11 protein-coding genes and 1 riboswitch are annotated in these 24,148 nt (G+C 46.7%); all 11 genes read right to left on the minus strand.

The window, feature by feature from the left end:
- Nucleotides 1-91 precede the first annotated feature (91 nt).
- The gene (locus MHI01_RS05105; protein WP_373865011.1) at nucleotides 92-1,024 is read right to left on the minus strand and encodes a glycoside hydrolase family 5 protein; all 933 of its coding nucleotides are present in this window, start codon (nucleotides 1,022-1,024) and stop codon (nucleotides 92-94) included.
- Between the two features lie 417 nt (nucleotides 1,025-1,441).
- Complete coding sequence (locus MHI01_RS05110; protein ID WP_340982677.1) at nucleotides 1,442-3,781, minus strand: beta-galactosidase; 2,340 nt, start codon at nucleotides 3,779-3,781, stop codon at nucleotides 1,442-1,444.
- 51 nt (nucleotides 3,782-3,832) lie between these two features.
- Nucleotides 3,833-7,171 carry a tetratricopeptide repeat protein gene (locus MHI01_RS05115; protein WP_127545687.1) on the minus strand — a complete coding sequence of 1,113 codons (3,339 nt, stop codon included), beginning with the start codon at nucleotides 7,169-7,171 and terminating at the stop codon, nucleotides 3,833-3,835.
- Nucleotides 7,172-7,344: 173 nt separating this feature from the next.
- Complete coding sequence (gene treR, locus MHI01_RS05120; RefSeq protein ID WP_076249494.1) at nucleotides 7,345-8,055, minus strand: trehalose operon repressor; 711 nt, start codon at nucleotides 8,053-8,055, stop codon at nucleotides 7,345-7,347.
- A 127-nt stretch (nucleotides 8,056-8,182) separates the two neighbouring features.
- Nucleotides 8,183-15,685, minus strand: coding sequence for a fibronectin type III domain-containing protein (locus tag MHI01_RS05125; protein WP_340982678.1), 7,503 nt, complete (start codon nucleotides 15,683-15,685; stop codon nucleotides 8,183-8,185).
- A gap of 156 nt (nucleotides 15,686-15,841) precedes the next feature.
- Nucleotides 15,842-16,864 carry an SDR family oxidoreductase gene (locus MHI01_RS05130; protein ID WP_076249496.1) on the minus strand — a complete coding sequence of 341 codons (1,023 nt, stop codon included), beginning with the start codon at nucleotides 16,862-16,864 and terminating at the stop codon, nucleotides 15,842-15,844.
- 96 nt (nucleotides 16,865-16,960) lie between these two features.
- On the minus strand, nucleotides 16,961-17,386 hold the full coding sequence (locus MHI01_RS05135) for a cupredoxin domain-containing protein (protein WP_017688751.1): 426 nt from the start codon (nucleotides 17,384-17,386) through the stop codon (nucleotides 16,961-16,963).
- 205 nt (nucleotides 17,387-17,591) lie between these two features.
- Nucleotides 17,592-18,545, minus strand: a complete 954-nt coding sequence (locus MHI01_RS05140; protein ID WP_340982679.1) for an EamA family transporter — start codon at nucleotides 18,543-18,545, stop codon at nucleotides 17,592-17,594.
- A gap of 106 nt (nucleotides 18,546-18,651) precedes the next feature.
- Nucleotides 18,652-18,762: riboswitch (purine riboswitch) on the minus strand.
- A 147-nt stretch (nucleotides 18,763-18,909) separates the two neighbouring features.
- Nucleotides 18,910-21,129: a DEAD/DEAH box helicase gene (locus MHI01_RS05145; protein WP_340982680.1), complete on the minus strand. Its 2,220-nt coding sequence runs from the start codon at nucleotides 21,127-21,129 to the stop codon at nucleotides 18,910-18,912.
- On the minus strand, nucleotides 21,126-22,469 hold the full coding sequence (locus tag MHI01_RS05150) for an ATP-binding protein (RefSeq protein WP_340982681.1): 1,344 nt from the start codon (nucleotides 22,467-22,469) through the stop codon (nucleotides 21,126-21,128). Before MHI01_RS05150 ends, MHI01_RS05145 begins: the two co-directional genes overlap by 4 nt.
- Before the next feature lie 6 nt (nucleotides 22,470-22,475).
- Nucleotides 22,476-24,053: a TerB N-terminal domain-containing protein gene (locus MHI01_RS05155; RefSeq protein ID WP_340982682.1), complete on the minus strand. Its 1,578-nt coding sequence runs from the start codon at nucleotides 24,051-24,053 to the stop codon at nucleotides 22,476-22,478.
- Nucleotides 24,054-24,148 lie beyond the last annotated feature (95 nt).

The raw sequence follows: 24,148 nt of genomic DNA on the forward strand, positions 1-24,148 counted from the left end.
CGGAAATATTCAAAAGTCATTATAGATTGAACTATTTTATTAAAAAAACACCCTGACGTAACCGTCAGAGTGTTCCTGTTTCAACGGCGGATTAGAAAATCCCCGCTTTTTGAGAAGTTTTTTTAATTCCATAGGTATCATTCACTACGGTGTTTCCGAAGCTCGTCAAACTTCCGTTCGGACCTGTAGCCATGTCCAGGTAGTTCAGACCAGAACTGTTTCCATACCAGGACCAGGCCAGCCAGCCCACCCCTTTTTCCTGACCATATCTCATGATGGCATACTCGTCCACATCACCGTTTGTGTGGTATCCCCCGAACTCACCAATGATCAGAGCCAATCCTTTGTTCAGCACATTTTCCATATTGGCTTTGACGGTTGCAGCATCTTTGCCAGCATACTCATACATATGAATGGAGAAGACCGTATTTTTCTGAGAATCGGTTGCAAATACACTTTGTCCATAATCCACGATGGATTGAGGGAACTGTCCCCATCCGGCTGCATCCACAATTAGCGTATTTTTAATTCCCGCATTTCGGAGTTTCGGAATGGCTTTTTTGTAACCATCAGCCCACGCACTTCCATTCCACGTTCCATACCATTCATTGGCGATATTGACGATGACCCGATCTTCTTTGCCAATCAAAGCTTCCTTAATGCTAATCCAGTAGTTCACTGCCGCATCCAACGAATTATAGTCATCTTTCCCTGTGGCGTCATGCACCTCGAGTACAGCTATCATTTTATTTTGGTTAACCACATTAATAATATTTTTAACAGCGTTCAGATCATCTTTGGTGTACAGGCTACCATTCGAAAGAACAATGCGTACCGTATTGGCACCTGTTTTGGCGATTGCAGGGATAGCGGTATTCAAATCATTTTTGAACCAGGAATGTCCGTGATTAACACCTCTCATGACAAAAGCCTTGCCTGTGGAATCGTATAACTTGTTACCGCTTACATAAAATCCTGTAGCAGCAGATGCTTTGGGTGCTGCACTCCCTAATACCATGAACATGAGTGTAGCAATAACCGTGAAGATTGTACACTTTTTCAGATTAACCATTCGTTTGGAACCTCCTGTATTTGTTTTTTTTATTTCAATTAACCCTGCTCTAGGCAAGAAGTTAACTAAAATCGTTGGTAATAGAAGTTTTTTTATTATTAAATAAATAATAATTAACTTTATCTAAGTTACGTTATTTAGTTTAAATAAACTTTATCGTTAAGGTTATGAAGTTATAATAAATTGAAAACGCTTACCAGTCAAGATCTTTTTTCCATGATTAGGAATCATTTTGTTTTTAAATAACACAGCAAAAAAGGCTCTTTCCCCTCACAATCGTTCGGAGAAAGAACCCTCTGTATTATTAACTAAAGTTAACTCTTGTTTAAATCTTGTTTATCTGTTATTTTGTTTAACTCCTGATTTAGACTAAGCGTCTTCTCTAACTCCCGCCAATACCAAACCAACCCGATACTGTGGTCTCACCCGAATTTCATTAAACTTTCCAATCTCCACGCCCTCAAACCGCTCCACATAAGCCTGATTCACATAACTCTCAGTCGTCCCTTTTCGAATTGGGGTTATAGACAGACGAAGCGCGTGATCAGCCAACAAATGACGGGATTGCTTCAAACCAAGCATCCAGCTGTGTCCATAGTGAATATGATCCGTTAACATCTGATGATGAATATGTGCTGTTGCAACGTCTCCTTCATAATCAATCTCAATCCACACGTCATCTACTTGTTCCGGCCACGCTGTGTCCAATCTCAGTGTTGCTGCATACTCTTTCGGATAATCAACCTCTACAGCAGGCTCGTAAGGAGAAACTTGGAATGTATACGTACCGAATATTCCCTGCTTCGACTGGGATGACACAGCATATTTCGAAGCTGAAACATGCTCTGGAGCCGGATAAAAGGATACCTCCATCTCTGGTTGCTCCACAGATGTACATAGGAGCATCTCATTCTGTACATACAGATGACTGCTGCTAATTACAAGCCTTTCTTCTCCGCCCACACGGAAACGGTAGGCATGTAATGCCTCTTCACGGGTTAATGTAATGATACGTATGGCTATACCGTCCGATGTTGTAATCCCCAGATGATGGTCCTTGCCGGCAATCGGATGTATCACAACTTCATTCCCCTGCTCTGATATTGTACCTTCGGGCATCTCCACATTTGTAACAGATGATGCATCAACAACATACTCAGGCGCCATGCCTTCATGGGCATAAAAGACAGCCGTAAGCTCCTGATTTACCATAAATCGGGTCAGTGGCTGAACGGTAGCACTAATGATCTTCATTCCACTCAGATTCATATGGAAAGGCAGAATGGCTGCCATGCCGGATTTCAGTTGCATCGTTCCTTCTCTTGGATATAAAACAGTCCCTTTGCTGGTATGCAGCTCCAATTGTATATCACGATCAGGCATCGCCACATGATCCTGATAATTATTCATGAACAGGAATCCCGAGCCATCTTGTTGGCGAACAGACCAACGCATATCCATCGTGTTCTCCGGTGTTATCGCATGTTGACCATCCGGTACAACACAGCCCATTGGTGCAAGTAACTCACCGTATCCTTCCAGGAACATGGACAAGGTACGAATGCGGTCATACGATTCACCAACACGCCCAAATTCCCCGAGTGGCGATTGGTAATCATACGTCATTTTCGGCAATGCCTGCTCGTTCATATATGAATTTTTGCCTATCGGATTGGTCCCCCCGTGATACATATAATATCCGACTAGATTACTGCCATTCGCCAGCTTCACAATGGTCATCGCCTCGACACTGTCCGCATCAACAACCGGCCGAGCGTGATAACTGACCTGCATGCCTCCACCAAGCTCGCAATACGCAGCAGGGTACTCCAGACTGTCATAATCCACTTCTTCCACAGGATTCATATGCAGATCCCGGAATAAATACTCCCGGCTTGGAGGCTGATTGGGAATCCATGGTGTGTACGCATACCCCGCTAGCATAGGCAATGTTCCTTCTTCCGGCACCGCAGCATTGCCCCAGGCCGTGGCAGTATAGAACATCGGCTTCATACCGACTTCTTCGGCAATATGGCGAAGCATCTTCAGATGTTCTCGCCCGTCCCGGCCGGAGGAAATGTATTTTTCGCGGGTATATCCCCAGGCATCCATGGGTGCGCCAGCGTGCATATACTCATTTTCCAACTGTACCCCGATAACAGGGCCACCCTCCTGATAAAAGCAGCCGTTGAGCTGACGGGCAATCTCCCGATATAATCGCTTAGCGTAATACAGATATCCTTCATCGTTCGACCTGACTTCAAATGGATAACTGAATAACCAATCCGGCATTCCACCATTACGCACTTCCCCATGACAGAATGGACCAATTCGTACGATCAGAGGCAACTCATGTTTGCCACACAGATCCACAAAGTGCCGCAAATTCAGATTTCCTGACCAATTAAATTCGCCTTCCTGCTCCTCGTGAAAATTCCAGAAAACATAGGAAGCGATAATGCTCACCCCGCCTGCCTTCATCTTCAGTAATTCTTCTTCCCACTGCAAGTAAGCGAATCTGGAGAAATGAAACTCACCTACCACAGGAATATGGGGTTTAGCATTACGAGTCATATAATAGTTTGTAAAATCATACGATTCCCCTCGTGGGCTTTTGCCGCCACTGCCAGTCATGCGACCCGCACGAATCTCTTTATCTTCCGCATCCAATATGAAACGAATCTGGCTACCTGCTATAGTATCATTCATGGATTATATAACTCCTTCGATATAAATGGGATGTGTTGAAACGATTATCAATTATCGATGGATGATTGCCCCTTGATGATTCGGGTTTTTCTCCAATATCCGCTCCAACTCAAGTTTGGCTTCACTTGTCCGCCCCAGCCCCAGAAGACCCAATGCCCGCATATACCTGCAATGTTCTTCATTTCGCTGATTGAGATCGTCGTCAAACACTAGAAAATCGGGCAGAGATACCGCAAAATAATCCATTCGGATGTGATCATGCATATGTCTTTCCGCATAGTCTATGAGTTTGTTAAAGCGTCGGTTTGCTTCCTTCACATTGCCAAGTTTCTGCCAGGCCAGACCCTGATAATATATGGATTCCGGCGGTTGATCATTATAAAACATCGCGCTTGCCGGTTCATTCAAACCGATGGATGCTTTGTGGAAACTTTCCTCTGCCGCCTGATTACTCTTCAGTTGCTGGTAGGCACAGCCAAGATAAAAGTAAACTGGGTTGTCTCTGGCTCCCTCCAATTTACCTTCACCTAAGTTCTCCGGGTAAACCAAAGCCTTCTTCAACAATTCCATTGCTAGTTCAGGTTGTTGTTTCTCCAGTTTTCGCTTCGCCAGTTCTGTCAGTGCCGTAACATATTGTCCTGTTACCTTGCCTTCTCCACCCTCCCATGGATGAAACCGCCGGGTCTGAAGGGCATTCCATGCTTCTTGATGACTACCTTGCATATTCAGTAAAGTCACCCACTCGATATACAGATCATCACGGTGGTGAACCAACTCCATATGTTGTTCCAGCAATTTGACTCGATTCTCGCAGGAATACCCTATCTTCTTGTGCAATTGATCCAACTCGTAGAAGATTCGGGCATCCTGTGAATCCAACCGGAAAGCTTCCTCTAATGATGCCAGTGCAAGATCGGGGCGATTCAGCTTGTTATAATAAGCCAGTCCCAGATTCCGATGTACAGTCGAATATGCAGCATCCACCTCGCGTGAAGTTTCCCAATGGGTAATTGCTTCCTCGTAGCGTTTATGATCATATAACCAATTTCCCAGGTAATAGTGAGCACGCGCATCATTCGAATCCACTGCCAATGCATCCTGAAGCACCATGAATTCAAATAACGTATTAGGAAAACAATAATCCGTTGGAGCAGCTTTTCCCTGCTTTTTACATTCTCGGGCCTGCTCCACATCCCCCAGCTGACGATACAAGTAAGCCTGAACATAACCAACCATAGGATACGGCTGTGCAATTTCGGATTCAACATAAGAGAGTACCGTCAGTGCTTCTTCCCACAATCCACAATCCGCGTAGTCTGCGGCTAGATTCAGATAATTATAAACGTCTCCTCGCATCAGACGATGGAAATGCTCACGTGTTCGCCCCGCTTGTTCTCTCTCTGAAGGTGCAGTTGCTCCGCTGTAGATCAGGACTAATTCATGTGCAGCTCCAAATTCAACCGGGTCCAGTTCCAATGTCTCACGCGCATATTGAATGGCCTGTTTATTTTGACCCAATCTACGTAACAGAGCCACCTTCAGATGGCGAGCCTTATAATTTCTGGTGTTACGAATCAGCGAACGTTCGATGTGATCCAAAGCTTCGATGTACCGATGTTGCCCCGTATCGATCTGAGCAAGCATGTAATAACCTGTATCCTGATACTGTGCAGACCATACGGCTTTATACAGTGCTGCGTAGGCTTCTTCCTGTTTCCCCTGTAATTTCAAACTTAGACCGAGTTGGTAAAAAGCTTCACTATCATATGGATTCGTGTTTTTCCATGTCAGCGATTGTACTGCCTGTCTGAAATGCTTCTCTGCATCATGAAACAGCCCTCTACGCAGCAGCAATGTGCCATACGCTATGTTTAGACGAATATCCGTTGCATCACGCTTCAAACCTTCCACATAATAAGGTTCCGGTTCATACGTGGCATGCCGATATTGCTCCAAATGAAGACCAGCCAGATATAGTTGTTCATTCGTACGAATCTCGGATGGTAGCGGAAGTGGTGTGGCCGGATCGGGCACTTCCTGAATCTCAGAACGTTCAGGTTGATAGGCTACAAGTACTTTTCCTTCCGCAGTTCGAACACTTAACTTCAACTGATGCCATTCATCTTGTCCGCTCCACGGGAATGAAGATTTATATAGTTCCGTAGGTGAGATATTACATCTCTCATGGAGATATACCGTGGTTGGACCTATCGCTTCAACGGTCACTTGTTCAAAAACCGACGTCGCATATACCATTACGGTTACCATTCCGGTCGTTTCGTCCATTTCCAGATTAACCGCTGCATCAATCGTTGCATTTTTGACCATACCAATTCCTTTATACGGCATAAAATACTGCGAGAATGATTTCGCTTCATAGGGCTGTAACCACGTAAAATCAGGTTGATTATCGGTATAGATCCCGGTCATTAATTCAATATAAGGTCCATCCTCGTCCGTTAACTGACGATCCCAGGCTTGCCCGAATTCCCCGTTCCCCCAGGTCCATTGCTTCTTGCCCGGAGAAATATGATGATTGGCTACATGCAACAAACCTGCCTGAATCCCATGGTCATAACCCCCTACAAAATTATAATCCGACTTATACGCCATATAGGATGTTGGAACCGGTATGTTTTTGTATCGCGAGATATCCACACCTTCGGAATAGTCCATCTTGTAATAGGTGCCGGTTGCGATGGGAAAGCGGGATACGTCCCGTTTTCCATGGTCCAGCACAGCCGTTACATCAGGTGGAAACACGGATTGCGTATGATCGTTGACAGCTACAGCCGGGTTGGCCCACCATAGAAAAGTTTGAGGTGCGCTGGTGCGATTGTATACCTCGGCATGGATTTCAAGATAGGCTTTGCCGGGATGTAATGTGAAGCCAGCGGTCATTTTGGTACCATACATGCGGTCAATCTCACCCACCCACACGGTAGCGCTCCCATCTTGATTACTGCCAAATGTATAATCGACTGGACCAAACGTGTTGGGCCGATGATGCTGTGGCCAGTTGAATTCAATTCCTCCGGAAATCCATGGCCCTGCCAGACCCACGAGCGCAGGTTTAATCACCCGGTTATAATATACAAAATCGTAGTTGTTGGTCCGATCCAGCGCACGATAGATCCGTCCACCCAGTTCGGGCATCATCTCGATACGTACATATTCATTTTCGAGAATAACTAATCGATACGACTTCATTTTGGCCTCATCTTCAATGCTGTCGATCACGGGATGCGGGTACACCTTACCCGAACTCCCCTGGTAGATTCTCTTTTCAAGAAACATCGGATTTTTGTCCGGTTTACCTGTACCATAGGTTGGAATATCTCTGGTTTCTTCCCATATGCGAACATTTGATTTCGCTGTCACGTGATTCAATTCCCTCACTCCTCGGCCTCGTATATATTGTGATCATACGCTCCGACATGCAGGAAGAACATTGACATTAAGCGGTTCTTGATGGACGATCTTCGGATTCCCCCATAACCAAAGAGAGCACCTATCCACTCAATAAAGCAGTGAAAGGTACTCTCTAATCGATCTTGATTAACTTATCTGCGACGTGCAAAATCCACAAATCTGAACTTGTCCGGTCTGTGCCTCGACTCCGTATACTGAAATTGACTGGCATCCTCCAGGTACACCTGGCTCCTCACCACAACTACATTGTGGAAACCTTCAAGGTCAAGTAGTTCCCTGTCCTCTGCGGTGGGTTCTTCCACCAAAATCTCTTTTTTGGCAAACGAAATCGAAAGCCCCAGCTCTTGCTCAATGTACTGATAGATGGAATCATTACAGATCTCTTTGCTGAGCCCAGGAACAAGCCGCTGGCTAATATAATCTTTGTCCAGTATGACATGCTCTCCATCCACTTTGCGCACACGTCTGATCTCCCAGACCTGTTCATTCAGGCCAAAGTTAATTTTTTTGTGCAACGCCTGATCCACCTGTTGCTCCTCGAAAACCTTCACATACGTTTGAGCACGATGTCCCATTTTTTTGGCCAATTCCTTGAAGCTAACCAGACCTGAGATGGGAAAATCGATCTTGCGTATATCTAGTACAATCGAGCCCTTGCCTTGAATCTTCTGAATATAACCTTCTTCATACAACATTTTCAATGCTTTGCGAATAGTCTCTCGAGACGTTTGATAACTTTCCGATAGATCCAGTTCCGATTGAAGTAACGTCCCTGCCTCAATCTCTCCGGTCCGAATACGATCTGCAATATCTTCATATATCCGGATAAATTTATTATTCATTATTCATCACCATTGTTCATTACCCTTTTTTTATCATATTGGCAACCATTATAGCATTAAAAACCAATCAAGCGGTAATGTCGTTACTGCCGATGATTGCAGTATCACATGTAAGAATCAATTCAATCTAGATATGACGATCAAACGCTGACGCTTTCTCCACTTGATCTGTACGGTTCGCATCCATAACTTGAATCAGCTTATTTAAACGGAAGATCAGCGCTGCAGCTTCGGATCTGCTTAAGTGCTGCATGGGACGGAAGCTGCCGTCTTCATATCCGGTAATCATGTACAAACTTGCAAGTTCCTGCACTTCTTCTTTGGCCCAATCAGATACATCAGTCTGGTCGGTAAACGCTCTTGGGGAAGTCAGCGGTTCCGGTCTGATTTTACGAACAACATTTGCTATAATCTTGGATGCCTGTTCCCGTGTCACCAGCGCATGTGGAGCGAATTTGCCGTTCCCCATGCCTTGAACCATCTCATGATGAACGGCTGCCTTAATCTCAGGAGCAAACCAATCCTCATCGTTCACATCCTGAAATTCATGTTGTTCATTAACCGTTGTGTCCACACCCATCAGACGCACGATTAATGCAGTGAACTCCGCACGGGTGATCGGACGGCGTGGCTCGAAGCGAGTTTCACTTACACCTTGAATGATATTTTGTTCCGCCAGCCAGGTGATCTGATCTTTATTGAATGTTTGGCTGATATCAATAAATTTGATGATTTTTTTCACAGGTACATCAGGCTGCTCAGACGGTTCTGGTTGTGAACTCACCTCATCGGCTTGTTCCGATGTACCGTTTGGACTCGGGGTTGCACCGCCACCGCTCCAGGAGGATGGTGGATACGGAAAAGTCATGGCTGTTGCCCGTTTTCTTTCACTTTTTTCACCTGCTGAATTCTCCGTCCATACTTCCACCTCATAATGCTGCTCGGCATTCAGTCCTGTCCATACATGACTGCGCTGCGTGCCACGGTAGATCTCACGATCTTTATGGGTGATCACAATCACCTCATTTATTGAATCCAGTTCCCAAGTTAGCTTAATCGCACTTGTGCCTTGCGCTACGGCTGCAACTGTCAGATCCTCGGAAGGCAACGTCTCGAATTCCGGAACCTGGAGCGCCTCACCCTCACCTGCCTCATTAAATGGAACGATTGCAAAGTCAGTATAACGCTCGGCACTGTTTAATTCAGACACATGTATGGATGTCTCCGTTGTTGTTCCCACAAGCTCTTCGTTTCGATAAACTCGATAACCCCCAGCACCAGGAATCAGTTCCCATACAATGTCTGCACCATACATGGAACGCCCCTCTACTACAGGAGATGAAGCAGCACTACCAGGCAAAGTCATTGCATGAAGGTAATAACCACCATCACTACTGCCGGAGGCATTCATGGCCTTCACTGTATAGATATAGTTCACGCCCGGTTCGAGTTCCTTGTCGTCATAGAACAGTTCGTCTGCAGGAACACGAGCAATCTCTACACCGTCACGCTCAATGATAAACTGCTCGGCACCTTCGACCCGGCTCTGTTCCAATAGAAGACGAATGTGGTCCTTCGCCGAATGATACTCCACTTTGACCGGAGCTGCTGGCTTGGTCAGGACAGAATACGCCAGCTTCTCCGATGCATCTCCTTGATCATTCTCTGTGTAGATTTCAATCGAGTACTGTTTGCCTGCATCCAGTTGATCAACAATAAACTCTTTTTGTTTGCCTCGGTATACTTCTGTACCATCCAGTAATATAACGAAAGTTTCGTTCCCATAAGGGAAGTCCCATTCCAGTTTGGCGTGATCTGTCTCCGGATATATCTTCATTTCCAGTGAATCCACATGAGGCAAGGTGTAAAAAGGAGTCACGATCATTGGACTTCCTGAACCAGCCGTATTATAAGGAATAATCTGTATCTGATCATATCGGGTTGCACTCTCCAGATGAGTTAATCTCACCTCTGTGATATCCCCTTCTTCAATCGTGGTGAACATCTGATCTCCGATACGTACGGTATATCCCTCCGCACCTTGTACCTTTGGCCAAGAGATCAATCCCTCTTTTTCCCCAATCTTGCTTGCATGTAAAGGTTCATGAATGATCGCAGGCAACGTTCGCAAGTGAACTTCGAAACCGGAATCACTCTCTCCCGTTGCATTGGATGTTTTGATGGTATACGTGTAATGCTCTCCTGGTGTCAGTCCAAGATCTTCAAATGAAGCTTGATCCGCTGGAACCTTAGCGACTTCAACACCATCCCGCATAATGATGAATTGCTCTGCTCCCCGTGTTGAGCTTCCAGTCAGGTCCAATACCGCAGTCTTATCTGTGATGTGTGTTATGCCTGCCGTCTGAGGTGATATGGGTTTCGTTAAAACTTGAATCTGAATAGACTCTGACCGATGCCCATCTTCATTAATCGCAACAAGTTCGAATTCATACGCCGTGCCATCCAGGATACTATTGAGATGTACAGACGGTTCAGACACGCTCTGCACATCTCCCGTTACCCGATTACGAATCTCATATGCTACTGCTCCCTGAACAACATCCCAAGCCAGATCCACCACATGTGTTCCGGCTTTCACTGTTATACTTTCCGCAACCAATGGCAACGTTTGAGTCATTACACTGAAAGTAAGCGGCGCACTCGTTCCACTCGTATTGACTGCCCGAATCACATAAGTGTATTTCGTTCCTGGCAACAGATCCTTGTCTACGAAATGGGTTTCACTTAAATCCATCTGAGTGATCTCTCTTCCATCCCTTTCAATGACATAATGATCTGCCCCTTGGACACCAGTGTTACTGAAATCCAGACCCAGGCTGTTTTTTGCCACATCATATAACGCAATCTTAACGGGTTTCTCAGGCAAAGTCAGCAGAGATACATCCGTCGCTTCAGAACGAGTTCCCTGTCTGTTGACCGCCCATAGTTGATAGCGATGCCACGTTCCATCCTTGAGTCCTGTAATCGTTGCTTCATTCTCCATTCCTCTATAGATCTCCTTACCATTCTGCTCAATCACGTATTCAGCGGCACCTTCCACGACAGACCAGGAAACTTTTGCATGATGTACTCCTGAATCAACAAGTACTTCGGCAGGCGACACAGGTTTGGACAATCGGATGAGCTGAGCTGTTTCACCTGATCCAGAAGCATTCACAGCCTGAACTTCCAAAGCGTACTCTGTACCTGGCAACAATCCCTCAAGCATGTAGGCCAGTTCTGGTGTTCTGCCCATTTCTGTTCCATTGATTTTCACAATATAGAGATTCGCCGTATCTACAGCTTGCCATGCAAGTCCCATACTTGTCTCACCAGTCGATGTGACATTAAGTCCTTCCGGCCTGCTAGGTAGCGTAAGAATTGTACTACTGGTAGATACACCGTACCCGGCAGCATTGCCCGCCTGTACTTCATAGGTATACTCATGACTGCTTGACAGGTGGTGAACTGCGAGTTGTGTATCTGATATCTCATGGCTCTGTCCATCGGTGACCACCCGATATTTCGTTGCCCCAGCTACAGGCTCCCAGCTCAAGATTGCTCCCTGTTCAGTTACTTGAACAACGTGAAGTCCCGACGGGCTCTCCGGTAGTGTTGTTCCTGATACCGAACTGCGTATCCCCTGTCCACTTCCGTTCACTGCTTGTACATCCAGTTGATAAGATGTTCCTGAACTCAGTCCCGCATAGACCCATTCTTGGGTTCCGGCAGAAACCGTTCCCGACATCTCTCCATTCAACCATAACTCATAACGATCGGCTCCTCGTACTGCTTCCCAATTCAGACGAAGGCTCGCTGTGGAAGCATCGGATACCTGTAAGCCGGACACTTGCCCAGGTAAAGTCTTGAGCAGAGGTAATCCTGCCAACGGTCCTGTTCCTGTCTCATTTCCGGCAATTAACGTATAGCTGTACTCCGTTCCGCTATCCAGACCCGAGTCCAGATACTCCGTCTGCTCTCCTTCATATATGGCTGCTCCATCACGTGAAAGACCATAATACGTTGCAGAAGTCACTGTCTGCCATTCTAATGAAATATCATGCTCCTGAATTTGAACGGCCATAAATTCTCCGGGCATTGCCGGCAGTGTGAGAAATCCGGTTCTACTGCTACCACCTGCTCCACTTTCATTCATTGCCGTTACCAAAATGTTATGAATGGTTCCTGGAACGAGGTTGCTAACATAGGGAAGGCTGCCAGGATCAGATACCGTCTGATCAAATACGGTGGCACCGTCCGAAGTAGTCGCGATGATGCGGTAAGCATCTGCTCCTCGTACTGAATCAAAATGAATTTCGGCCAAATTGGGCTGTGAATCTACTTTTCTAACGTGCAACGTTCCGGGAGCTGCCGGGGTAGTTAATACTTGAACACTTACTGCATCACTTACTCCGGTATGGTTTCTCACTCTAACTTCATATTCATAGACCTGACCACCGCTTAGGGAGTTATCGATTATACTGTGGTTAGGATAATCCAGTGTCCATGACTGTCCTGTCGTTTTATTCGTTATCTCATACTGATATCCATCGGTATACCTTTCCCCAGTTGGCAAATCCACTGTAAGTTCAGCTGAAGTCTCAGCGATCTGTGTCGTTTTCACATGAGTCGGTTGCTGGGGCTTGCGTTGAATAAGGTAAGGTGATGATGTTGTCTCATATGTATTCCCTGCTCTGTCCATGGTTTTCGCATGGATGTACCATATACCTTCCGATTCGATGGATATTTTATGCTGGTCAGAGCGAGCTTCAAGCCAATGCTCCGGTGATTCTGCACTGTTCGTAACTTGATAGAATCGTTCCCGTTCCTGAATGCCTGAGTGGGCATCGGCATACTGAATGGTAGTGGATATATCTATATCCGTCCAAGCATGTCCGTTCGGTGCAAATGTAATCGTTGGAGCCATCTGATCCACATAGGCGATTCGACTCACTTCCTTGCTTACATTACCAACAGTATCCCTTGCTCTAGCCCGAATGGTGGTAGCGCCGTTTGTGCTTACTGTACCCGTATTGCCTGCAATATAAGGAGCATCGTTCATGCTGTATTCATAGGATATCGCTTGTTCATCCACACTTCCAGCGATAGTGAATTGCACATGTTCTTTACTCCATCCAGAAGGGCTTAAACTAATCACCGGCTCGGTTGGAGCTGTCGTGTCAATTCGAACTGTAGCCTGAGCGGACGTGCTTATATTGCCTACACGGTCAAGTGAGCGTGCATATACGATCGTTTCTCCCTCATCGGTAACCGTCACTTCGCCCGTGTAATCGATCCAGGGACCTTCTTTGTTAAGTCGATATTGGCTCTTGGCAAGCCCACTGCCCGCATCTTCACCACTGTTTATTGCAAAAGTTACATCCTCATTCGTCCAATCCTCTTCACTTAACGCAATCGTTGGTTGCTCAGGCCCAGTCTTGTCGATTCTGGCTGTTGCCGAAGTGGAAGCACTGACATTGGCGGCCCGATCAACACTTCGTGCGTAAATCTCAGTTATCCCTTCTTCACTTAGTGTAAGAGGAGCCTTATAGTCGATCCATTCTCCCTCACTTCCCAGCTTATATTGTGTCAGACCAATGCCACTCGCTTCGTCCGTACCCTCCGTTAATGTCACGATTACCGCCGCTTTTGTCCAATCGGGCGGATTCAGCGAGATGACAGGTGGCGTTGGTGCCGTCCGATCTACTCTGGCTGTCACAGCCGTTTCCTGTCCTGTATTACCAAACGCATCAATACTGCGTGCCATAACAGTTGTGTTGCCTTCACTGTTTACGGTAAACGGATCGCTATATTCACGCCATTCTCCTGCCGGACCAACTTTAACTTCAGTCTTCTGAGTTCCGCTCAAGGCATCCTTTCCTTCTTCAACCGTGATGAGAACATCTTCCTTGGTCCATGAGGATGGAGTGACTGTAACGGAAGGAGCAGTTGGACCCGTTGTATCTTTAATCATCTCTCCAGCGGATATAAACGGGGTCTGTATCCCTTCACCATTCAGTGCCGCCACAAGAACTTCATATTTACCATCCGCGAGTCCGGTCAGGGCAAATTCTGTACGTGTGGAAGTTGTTGTTCCCGTTGCGAGGACTTGCCCACCTGGACTGCGTATTTCCGTTTTGTAATGAGTGCCCGCAGGATTGCTATTATTATTCCAACTCGCTGTAACAGAGTTGCCTGATTGTGTCACAGCCGCAGCAGCGGGTGGATTCGCCAATGTATATTTGGTGGATGGACTGGAGTACCCCGTGAAGGAACCACTTGAATTTTTGGCACGTACAGCAAAAGAATAACTGGTATTCGGAGTGAGCCCTGTCACCTGCCGACTGTTTGACGCACCTGTATCCACGATCTGATTCGTGGTCATATTCTTCAGCTCATATGTAACAGAGGCGTCATTGGCCTTCTTATCCCAGTTGACCGTCAAGTTATTAGGGTTAACCAGTGTATAAGTCGGCGTTCCAGGCACAACAAAACTTCTAACCGTAAAGTTAACGGTTCCTGCTGAGGACACTCCACCTTTGTCATCCATGACCCATACTTGCAACGTGTGCGTACCATCTGGCAGGGTGTCAGGCAATGTGTAGTTAGTGTTGAAAGACTGATTTGAACCCGTCGCGGTCATCTGGGTCAAAATGTTCTCAGACCCACCATCAATGGACCATTTCACGGTCAATAGGTCTCCTACATCCGTATCTCGCGTTGTACCAGAGATCTGAAGTTGCTCGCCTTTGTAATACGTTTGCCCCGAAGAAGGAGCCGTTAGTGTAAATGAAGGCGGAACGTTCTGAGGGCCGATTCCCACGATCGTTGAAAATTTGCGTGAAGCCTGATTCGCTGTTGCTTTGGCATTCCACCAGAATTGCGCAGCTGTATCACTCGCCGTAACGGTCTGCCCTGTAGTGAATGACGAAGGTGAAGAACCCCCTGTTAGCTGCGCATTGTCCGGACCGCTGTACTGTCCCATGTATATGCGATCTGCATTCACAACATTGTACGTATTCGCATAAAAAGCCGTGACCTGAACGCCGCCGCTGTAATTGCGCCATCCATTCTCGATGACTTCAAACGGAGATGCATCATTGCCATTCACCATCGTATCCCAATAAAATGTTCCACCCAAATTCAGTGCCGATCCACTGCGGTTGATGGCTTCCAGTTCAACCTTCATGTATCCACCTTGTGAGGTAGCATTAACGATAGATACACGCAAAATATATTCGACATTGTCCTTTTGCCGGGACATTTCAATCACATTATTGTTAATTCGGTAATAATTAAGCGGCAATGTTTTGAAGTTCACGGGTGATCCATTATGGTCGATAATGGTGGATACATTCCCTGTATCACCACCGTAAAATACATTTGTGTTTGGTAGTAATACAATTCTGTATTTACCATCACTGTTCATCTCCACTTTCACCTTGGAGGACTGTACAGCCTTCATGCTGGACGTATCGGATACAATCCCGATGGTTTCAACCGTTTCAGCCATTACCGTCGTTGCGCCCCATTCAAGCAACAGGGCTTGAGGTGATAATAACGCAAATGCCAATACCACTTTGGTTAACTGTTCCGCTTGTTTCTTCACACGTTTTCCTGATTTCTTCAACGTCTACTCTCCTTTTTGGCACACAAAAAAAAGGAGGCACCCCAACAAAGGAACGATGTCCTAAGTTGGGGTGCCTCCCCTAACAAGTGTCATTTTTTCTTGATTATAACGATTAAGCACATGAATGTAAACACTTGATCATGAACGCCTTACTTCTCATTTCTCATCTCTGATCTTTAATAACGCTTCGTCTAGTGCGCCAACGACCTTGTCACACCATACATCAAATTCCGGATCTTCGGTCTGTAATTCAGGATGCGCCAGAATGTGCTCAATCGTACGTCGAATGCCCTGATCAGCTCTTGTCGTTGCTACAAATTCCGGAACAAGCCGCTTCAGCTTGCTGTTATCAAAGACAACGGTATTGGCTTTGTCACCCAGCAATCCGCCGCGAAGATCCTGATCACTGCATGCGGCCAAGAACTCAGAGGGTACATGCACCGCATGAAGCTTAACGCCCAACACACCAGCTATAATCTCATGAATCTGATTCCAGGTGACGGATTCATCCGAGGTGATATGTACCGATTCACCAATGGCATGGATATTTCCCATAAGCCCAATAAACCCTTTGGCAAAATCAGTATTGTGCGTAATGGTCCACAGTGAGGTGCCATCTCCGTGGATGATAACGGGTTTTCCTTCACGGATACGCTTGAGAACCTGCCAGCTGCCTTGAGCACCATGAACACCGAGAGGTACCGATTTGTCGCCATACGTATGGCTCGGACGCACGATGGTAACAGGAAACCCATGCTCGCGGTATTGTTTCATCAGATAGTCTTCACAGGCAATCTTGTTGCGAGAATACTCCCAGTATGGATTCGATAAGGGCGTACCTTCCGTGATCCGGTAATCGGCCAGAGGAGTCTGATACGCTGATGCTGAACTTATAAATATAAACTGCTTGGTTTTATCCTTGAACAAACGGTAATCTCGCTCCAATTGAGACGGTACAAAAGCGATAAAGTCTGCCACAACATCAAATTCCAGATCAGCAATCAGTTCCGCTACACGTGCCTCGTCATTAATATCGGCTTGAAGTACGTTGACCTCACTAGGTAAGTCATCGTTATGATTGCCACGATTAATTAAATAAAGTTCACAGCCTTGCTGTGCAAGCATCTCCGTAATGGCCGTACTGATGGTGCCTGTCCCTCCAATAAATAGCGCTTTCATTTCGCCACCTCCTGATCGATTTTACCCACTTTCTCATGATATCACGCACCAAAAAAAGGAGCAAAGCTCGGTGACCCGAAACCTTGCTCCTTCTGCTTATACGACCTTAATCGTTGCATATATCATGTACATGCCGCAATGGATCTCATATTCTCCCTTGGGCAGATCTTTGTCGACCGTATAATAATTGGGTCCCTTTTGCATGTATAGATCCATGCCAAGCTTTTGTGATCCCACTGATTTCACATGTGTCACCGACCGGGTCAGAATAAAGTTGATTTTGGTCGGTACGCCAGCTTTCACCTCGATAACGTCTGGTCCAAAACCATCGTTGCTCACGTCCACATCAATGACTTCATATCCCTTCAAATCCTCCGGAGTCTCAGCTTGTGCAGTTACTGCACTTCCCGATCCCGGGGATACGTCTTTGCCCATAAAATAAACCAAAAATGATCCAAGCAGTACAACAACGGTCAGACCCAGCGTTAACCAAGGCCATGTTTTTCCAAACCAGCTTTTCATATAAACACTCCTCATTCGATGTCCCATCAATATTCAATCAACAGACGGATGTATTCATTAAGCATACCTGATTCGCATGACAATGAAAATGACCCCTCTGGGCTATTGCGATTGAGCAAAAATATTTCAATAGAAAAAGCCTGATTTCTCAGGCTTATCTACGGGTATTCCCGTTCATGCTTTGCTATATCCCTTTTGGTATAACTCAGGAATAGATCGGTGTATTCCGAATTCGTCTCATGCGTAATTTATACAACTCTGGCAGGGCTACACCAATGAGCACAATAATAACTCCGAACCACTGCAATCCGCTGACATGCTCATGGAGCACGATTGAGGATAACAATACTGCAATTGGAAGCTCAACTGCACCAAGGATTCCGGCCATATCACCACCAATATGCGGAACGCCAATAGCGAACAGTACTGGTGGAATGAATGCCCCGAAGAATCCAAGTAGCAATCCAAATACAAGCAACTGGCTCCAGATCAATCCGTTAAAGAGGAATGTCGGTGGGAACAAAATGCACAACAAGATCAATCCGCCTGTAACCATCCACGCACTGCGGAAGGCTGGATGCGCTGAAGGAACCGCTTTGCCGCTGAACAAGACAAACAGGGAATAACTTACGGCTGCCATTAGTCCAAGAGCAATACCCAGACCGTTGAACTCACCCAATCCTTGTTCCAGGAAACCCGCTGCCAGCAAAGTTCCACCAAACAGAATGATCAACGTCAGGAACGTGACTTTGTCTGGACGTTGCCGTTTGCTTATCGCCTGAATCAATACGCTAATCCATGTGAACTGGAACAACAGGATAATGGCAAGTGAAGCCGGAATGTAACGCAAAGACTGATAATACACGAGACCTGTAATTACCGTTGGTGTTCCAGCAGCCATCAATATCAGACGTTGTTTCCACGTCAACCGCTTGAATACCTGTGCCACGGCTCCTGATGCTTTGCCATTTGCCTGTGACTTACGTTTTGTTCTAAATTTTGTGTATAGCGCGAGCATCCAGGATAGAAGAAAACCCGTGATCAGCTGTGCTCCCACAACCTCTCCAAGTTTATATCCTTCGCCGTACGCCAGAACCACAATCGTGGATAATATGCCATAGCTCATCGCTCCCGCGAGAACGGACAGATAATATTTCATTGTGAATAAACCTCCTGATGATAAGAAAAATACGCCCGCATGTTGGTTCATGCCAAGGTCACAGACACCATCTAAATGCAAAAAATCCTAACTACGAGCAAGGAATACATTGATTCCTTGGCATCGTAGTTAGGAAGTATAGGCTTCCCGTAGAGACCCTCGCCCTGTGTACACTTTCGGCCTGCGAGGTTATACGAAATGATATATGCAATTTGATGTAATTCGTGTGTGACGACTTTTCATATATTACATGGGAGGTGAGATGGTGTCAACCCTATTCCGTATAAAAAGTTGAACTAAATTATTACACCGAGTCGCTTCGATCGCTGTACCATTCTTCGAGCACTCTAATTACGCAAAAACGTCATGTTCGATTGGAGCCTGAGGAGTCCCACTCCAATGTTTGTTGTAAACCTGCCTTCAATCCATCCAAATCCAGCCCATCTACGGCAAAAGCCTCACGGATCAAAGGCGGCGCGACAAATTCATCATACTTGCCCAGATAAGGTGCTTCATCTTCAGCCAGTAACGCAGATGCGTCTTCAGCCGCCCGACACTCACTCATAATCTCGGCTAACAATGTTCGTTCATCGACCTTGCCCGACACTACAAAATAATATGGCTCCATGGGCACAACCGAACGCAAGGCAAGTTTCTTGGACAGATTATGCTTCATCAGGCGCTCCAATGTACGGAATGATTTACTTCCCACCCAAGGAAGAACGTACATCGAATCTCCCCCTGCCGGAATCACGACCTGCTTTAACAGTCCGCTTTCACGAGCTAGGCGGCGCGCCCGTTCAAGTCGATTGACGGCTTGTGGTGACAGATAGGGATAGATGGTCGAGTCGGACAACACTTCACGCATTTTCTGTACGACCGACGTATGAATATCTCCTCCCGCGCCAAGCCATAATGTATCTACTTTACCTTTTGCAGACTTCACATACACAGCCTTGTGCTTGTGATCGACCTCTTCCACTTTCCACAGTTTGCCTGCGAGCGAGAAGCAATAGCCAGGTGGGGGCACGGTTGTAATCGAACCAATCTCTTCAGAGCCGTTCAGTACTTTATGTTCCTCATCGTCCTTAAACACGGCGTAGAAGCGATAATTATTCACAATTTTCTCACCTGTCAGACCGATGATCAATGTTCGATCCTCTGTCCATTGCAGATGATCCGTCTCAATGAGGTAATTCAGGAAAACCTGATATTGATCAGGTCTAATCAACGCAAATGGGGCCAGCGAAAGGATGGCTTCCGCAAGATCTCTCGGCTCCGCCTCCCCCATACTTTTCAACATGCTCATCGTCTGATGGTAGAGCACACCTATGGGCATTTTGCGAGCTTCAAGCGGCTCGACCCATTTGGTTTTTACATATAGTTCGATAACAGCAATCGCACGCATCAACGTCCACGGCATACGTGCTGGCAATTGCGCTTCCTCATCCTCTTCCTCCGGACATACAAAAAGCATCTCCGATGCCATGTCCTCTCGTCTCCCTGAACGTCCCAGACGCTGTACAAAGCTAGACGCACTATACGGTGCACCGAGCTGAACCACACGTTCCAGTTCGCCCAGATCGATGCCCAGTTCAAGCGTGACCGTTGCCGCAGCAACCGCAGGCCCCGATCCAGTGCGTAGGGCAGCTTCCGTCTCTTCCCTCAGCATAGCCGAGATACTTCCATGATGCACATGGAACACATCACGCTCTTGCCTGCGAGCCGCGACTCGCCGCATCTCAAGAATGGTGACTTCTGCATCCGTTCGGCTGTTGGTGAAGATCAGCGCTTTTTTACGATGTGTGCTCTCATAGATGAAGTCGTAGTACGCTTTGCGTGCGTTATGAAGCTGCTCCGCCTGCTCCTCGTCCTGTGCATCTGGAAAAGAGAAATGTTCCACCCGCAGTCGTAGCTTGCGACCGCCCGGGGAAGAGACCACATCCACTCCCTGCTGCGTTCCCGCAGCAAGCCAAGATGTAGCCGTATCATAGTCACTAAGTGTAGCGGACAAGCCCACTCTTCGCGGTGCACAGCCAGCCATACGCTCGATTCTGGCAAGTTCGCTGAGTACTTGAATGCCCCGATCCGCTCCCATGAAAGCATGCACCTCATCGATGATGACATACCGCAGGTCATGAAACAGCGCCGGGATTGCATTCGGTCGATTCATGAGCAGACCTTCCAGCGATTCTGGAGTTATCTGGAGCACACCGGACGGATTTTTCATCAGTTTTGTTTTCTCCGCCTGAGGTACGTCCCCGTGCCAATGCCAAACCGGAATATTTCCTTCGGATAACAGATCCTTAAGACGTTCGAATTGATCATTAATCAGGGCTTTCAGAGGTCCAATGTACAAAATACCAACCGACTTGGAAGGCCGTTCATACAGCTCGGTCAATGCAGGAAAAAAAGCCGCCTCCGTTTTGCCGGAGGCCGTTCCCGCCGCAATCAGCATATGATGCGGGGTATGAAAACAGATATTGCAGGCCTCAATCTGGGCAGGACGAAGCGACTCCCATCTTTTTTTATATATAAATTCCTGAACAAACGGCGCCAGCCGATAGAACGGATTATCACTCATAATTCAAACTCCGTCAGAAAGTCGTCCAGATCATCTGTATTCGCGGAAGCATCTGCCCCTTTACCCGTTTCCTGAGGTTTGGCAACCCGCTCGCCAAGTAATTGAGTATAAGTCACTTCAGGATTCTGGTGTAACGTATGCAGAACATCCATAAAGTCTCGTACTACTTCACGCGTGGTCAGCAATTCATCCGCACCCAGCCGGTTCACCGCCGTTTGCATAAAATCAACCAATTGTTCATCCGTCAGACTTGCGCTGTATCCAAAATGCAGGGCATGAATCTGCCGCAGCTTCTGGAGCAAAATCAGAATCTCTTCATGCGATAACATCGCCAGCTTCAGGATCGGACCTGTGTAATTCGCATACGCTTTGGCTGCATAACGACCATCAATAAGCCTGGAGCGAAGCGCTTCATAGCTGTATAATCCGCGCCGTTCATCCTCCACAAATTGCGGCGTACCACCTACAAATATACCCAGGTGCTCCGCTTTGCCCTGCATCGTATCATTGAACATGGTCAGCAATTTCTCATAGTTGCTTTGGCGGGAGACACTGTTTGTAATTTTGTACAGATTCACCGCTTCATCAATGAACAACAGCAATCCTTTGTAACCAATGTGCGCTGTGAATTCAGACCACAATTTGAAGTAGTCATACCAGTTATCATCGTCAATAATGACCCCAACAGCGAGTTCTTTTTTCGCTTCCGTTTTGGTTGCAAATTCTCCTCGAAGCCAGCGAAGCGCCGCCTGTTTGCGATCATCATCAGCCAGCTTGTACCCGTTCCAGTACGACGCCAGTACTTTGGCAAAATCAAAGCCGTGAACCAGATTCTGCATCTCCCCCGTCACCGCATAGATCTGCTTCTCTACTTCCAGCGGCAGAGCGGGATCATCCGGGCGCAAGTTCTGACTCTGCATCGTGGACTGTTGCAACCCTGCGATCCATTTTTGCAAAATCGGCTCCAACGCTCCCCCATCCGGGCGTGTGCGTGTAGACAGACGAGTCATCAGTTCGCGATATGTCGCAAGTCCCTGCCCTTTGGTTCCCACCAATCGACGCTCAGGTGACAGATCCGCATCCGCAACAACGAAGTCACGATCCATCGCATAGTTACGAATCATTTGCAAAAGAAAGCTTTTACCGCTGCCGTAACGACCCGTAATGAGTTTAAACGCAGCGCCTCCCTCGGCGATATTATCCATATCCCGCAAGATGGCTTCCACTTCCGGTTTCCGACCAACAGCAATCTGCTCCAGTCCTATGCGCGGGACAACACCAGCTGTCAATGAATTTACAAGCGCGGTGGTCAGCCGCTTTGGTATTTTAAGTTCTGTCACTGCGTATCACCTCTTCACATGTTCGAACACATCTATATAATCAGGAACAATCCGTTCACCATCAATCAGAAGATCACCGATCGTTTCCATAGCCACATCATTAATTTCATCCAGCAGAAGCGTAGGCATCGTTCCATATTGCTCAGCCAGACGCATCAGCTCCGTATCTGGACTTGCGCCAAGTAGGACATGAATCGTTTGCACCTGCTGGGGGGAGAGTTCATTGGCAAAGAGCAGCCATTCTTCATCCAGATCAGCCTCAGCAGACTCGTCCCACTGCAACCTAATCGATTCTACTTCCGCTCCTGTTGCAATCTCTACTGCAGATGGCTCCGACTCCATGGAACCTTCAGTTGGAGTGATCTCATTCCTTGCTTCCAGTACATCGAATGGATTACTTGTAACATTTGCGCTATTAACCTCTTCATCCTTCACTTCAGAAGGGTGATCATCCTCAATTGTAAGCGCCAATCGCACGTACTCACTTTCCTGCTGTAAAGACGCCAGTTTCTCTGAATCAATACGAATCATCGGTTGTTCCACGGACTTCGCCTGTTCGATCGCGTATGTTTTGTCCAGGTATCGCTCAATCAGATTTGCAAGTTCGGGTTCAAGAGTCTGTCCTCGCAATCTGCCTCTGAATCCGAGCAGTTCACGAAGTTTATTTTCAGTACATCGATAGATCCGCGTAACCATCTGCACAAATTCAGCATGTTCACCTATGGGCATATATCTGAACGATACCGATCTTCCATAGATCGATTCATCATAGACTGCTTTGCGAAACAGAATGCGCTCCATCGTGCGTTCATCGTTGGGATCACACTCAGGCAACAGTCCAACTTGTCGCGTACGTTCCAGATACGAATCAACCAAGGCCATGACCCGCGGGATGTACTGCTCCATCACTTCTTTGCCGCCATCTCTATAAAATTTACTGAGTGTAATATCGTAATCATAATATCTTTGCAGCATATTCAGCGATATATCCGATGCCTTATCCTGTAAAATACGTTGCAGCTCCCTATCCAGCATCTCTGCTGGCAGGTATCCGCCTGAAAGGCCCATGATCTCGGATAAGGACATTTCCATCTGATGGACCAGCACATAATCGACCATCCACTCTTGCATATATATATTTAATTGGGGCAACCGTTCACGGTAGTTCACCCATAGCTGCTTCAATTGATCATAACCATCCTGAGGATTCTGCCAGCCAATGCCGTTAATTAACTCGTAGATATGAACAAATAGATAGGACAGATCGGTATCCGGGTATCTCCCCTGACGTACTTCCTTCCTCCAAAACATATACCACTTGCGCTGGGCTTCGTTCATCACGCCATACGTTGGCCAGTAACTCATAAAGGGAACCCACGGGGATACATCCCCCTCCATCTCTACCCACTGCTTACCTTCCTCTACAAAACGTTTTTCTGAGGACAATATGCCTCCTCGATGCTGCATCGTATCATGTGCAGACTGCACAATGGTTGAACGATCAGGAACCGGAACTGCTGCTGTTTCAGGTTCTTCACTCAGATCTATCTCCATAAATTCCAATTGTCTTGAGTTGTCTTTCATAGAACGTTATCTCACCCTCCTCCAAGACAGAATACGAACAAGTGTATCCATAGGGATCATTATATCACTTGTGCTGTGTCTGCGGTGACGAAATT

The sequence above is a fragment of the Paenibacillus sp. FSL M7-0656 genome (assembly GCF_038003225.1).
Lineage (GTDB): Bacteria > Bacillota > Bacilli > Paenibacillales > Paenibacillaceae > Paenibacillus > Paenibacillus amylolyticus.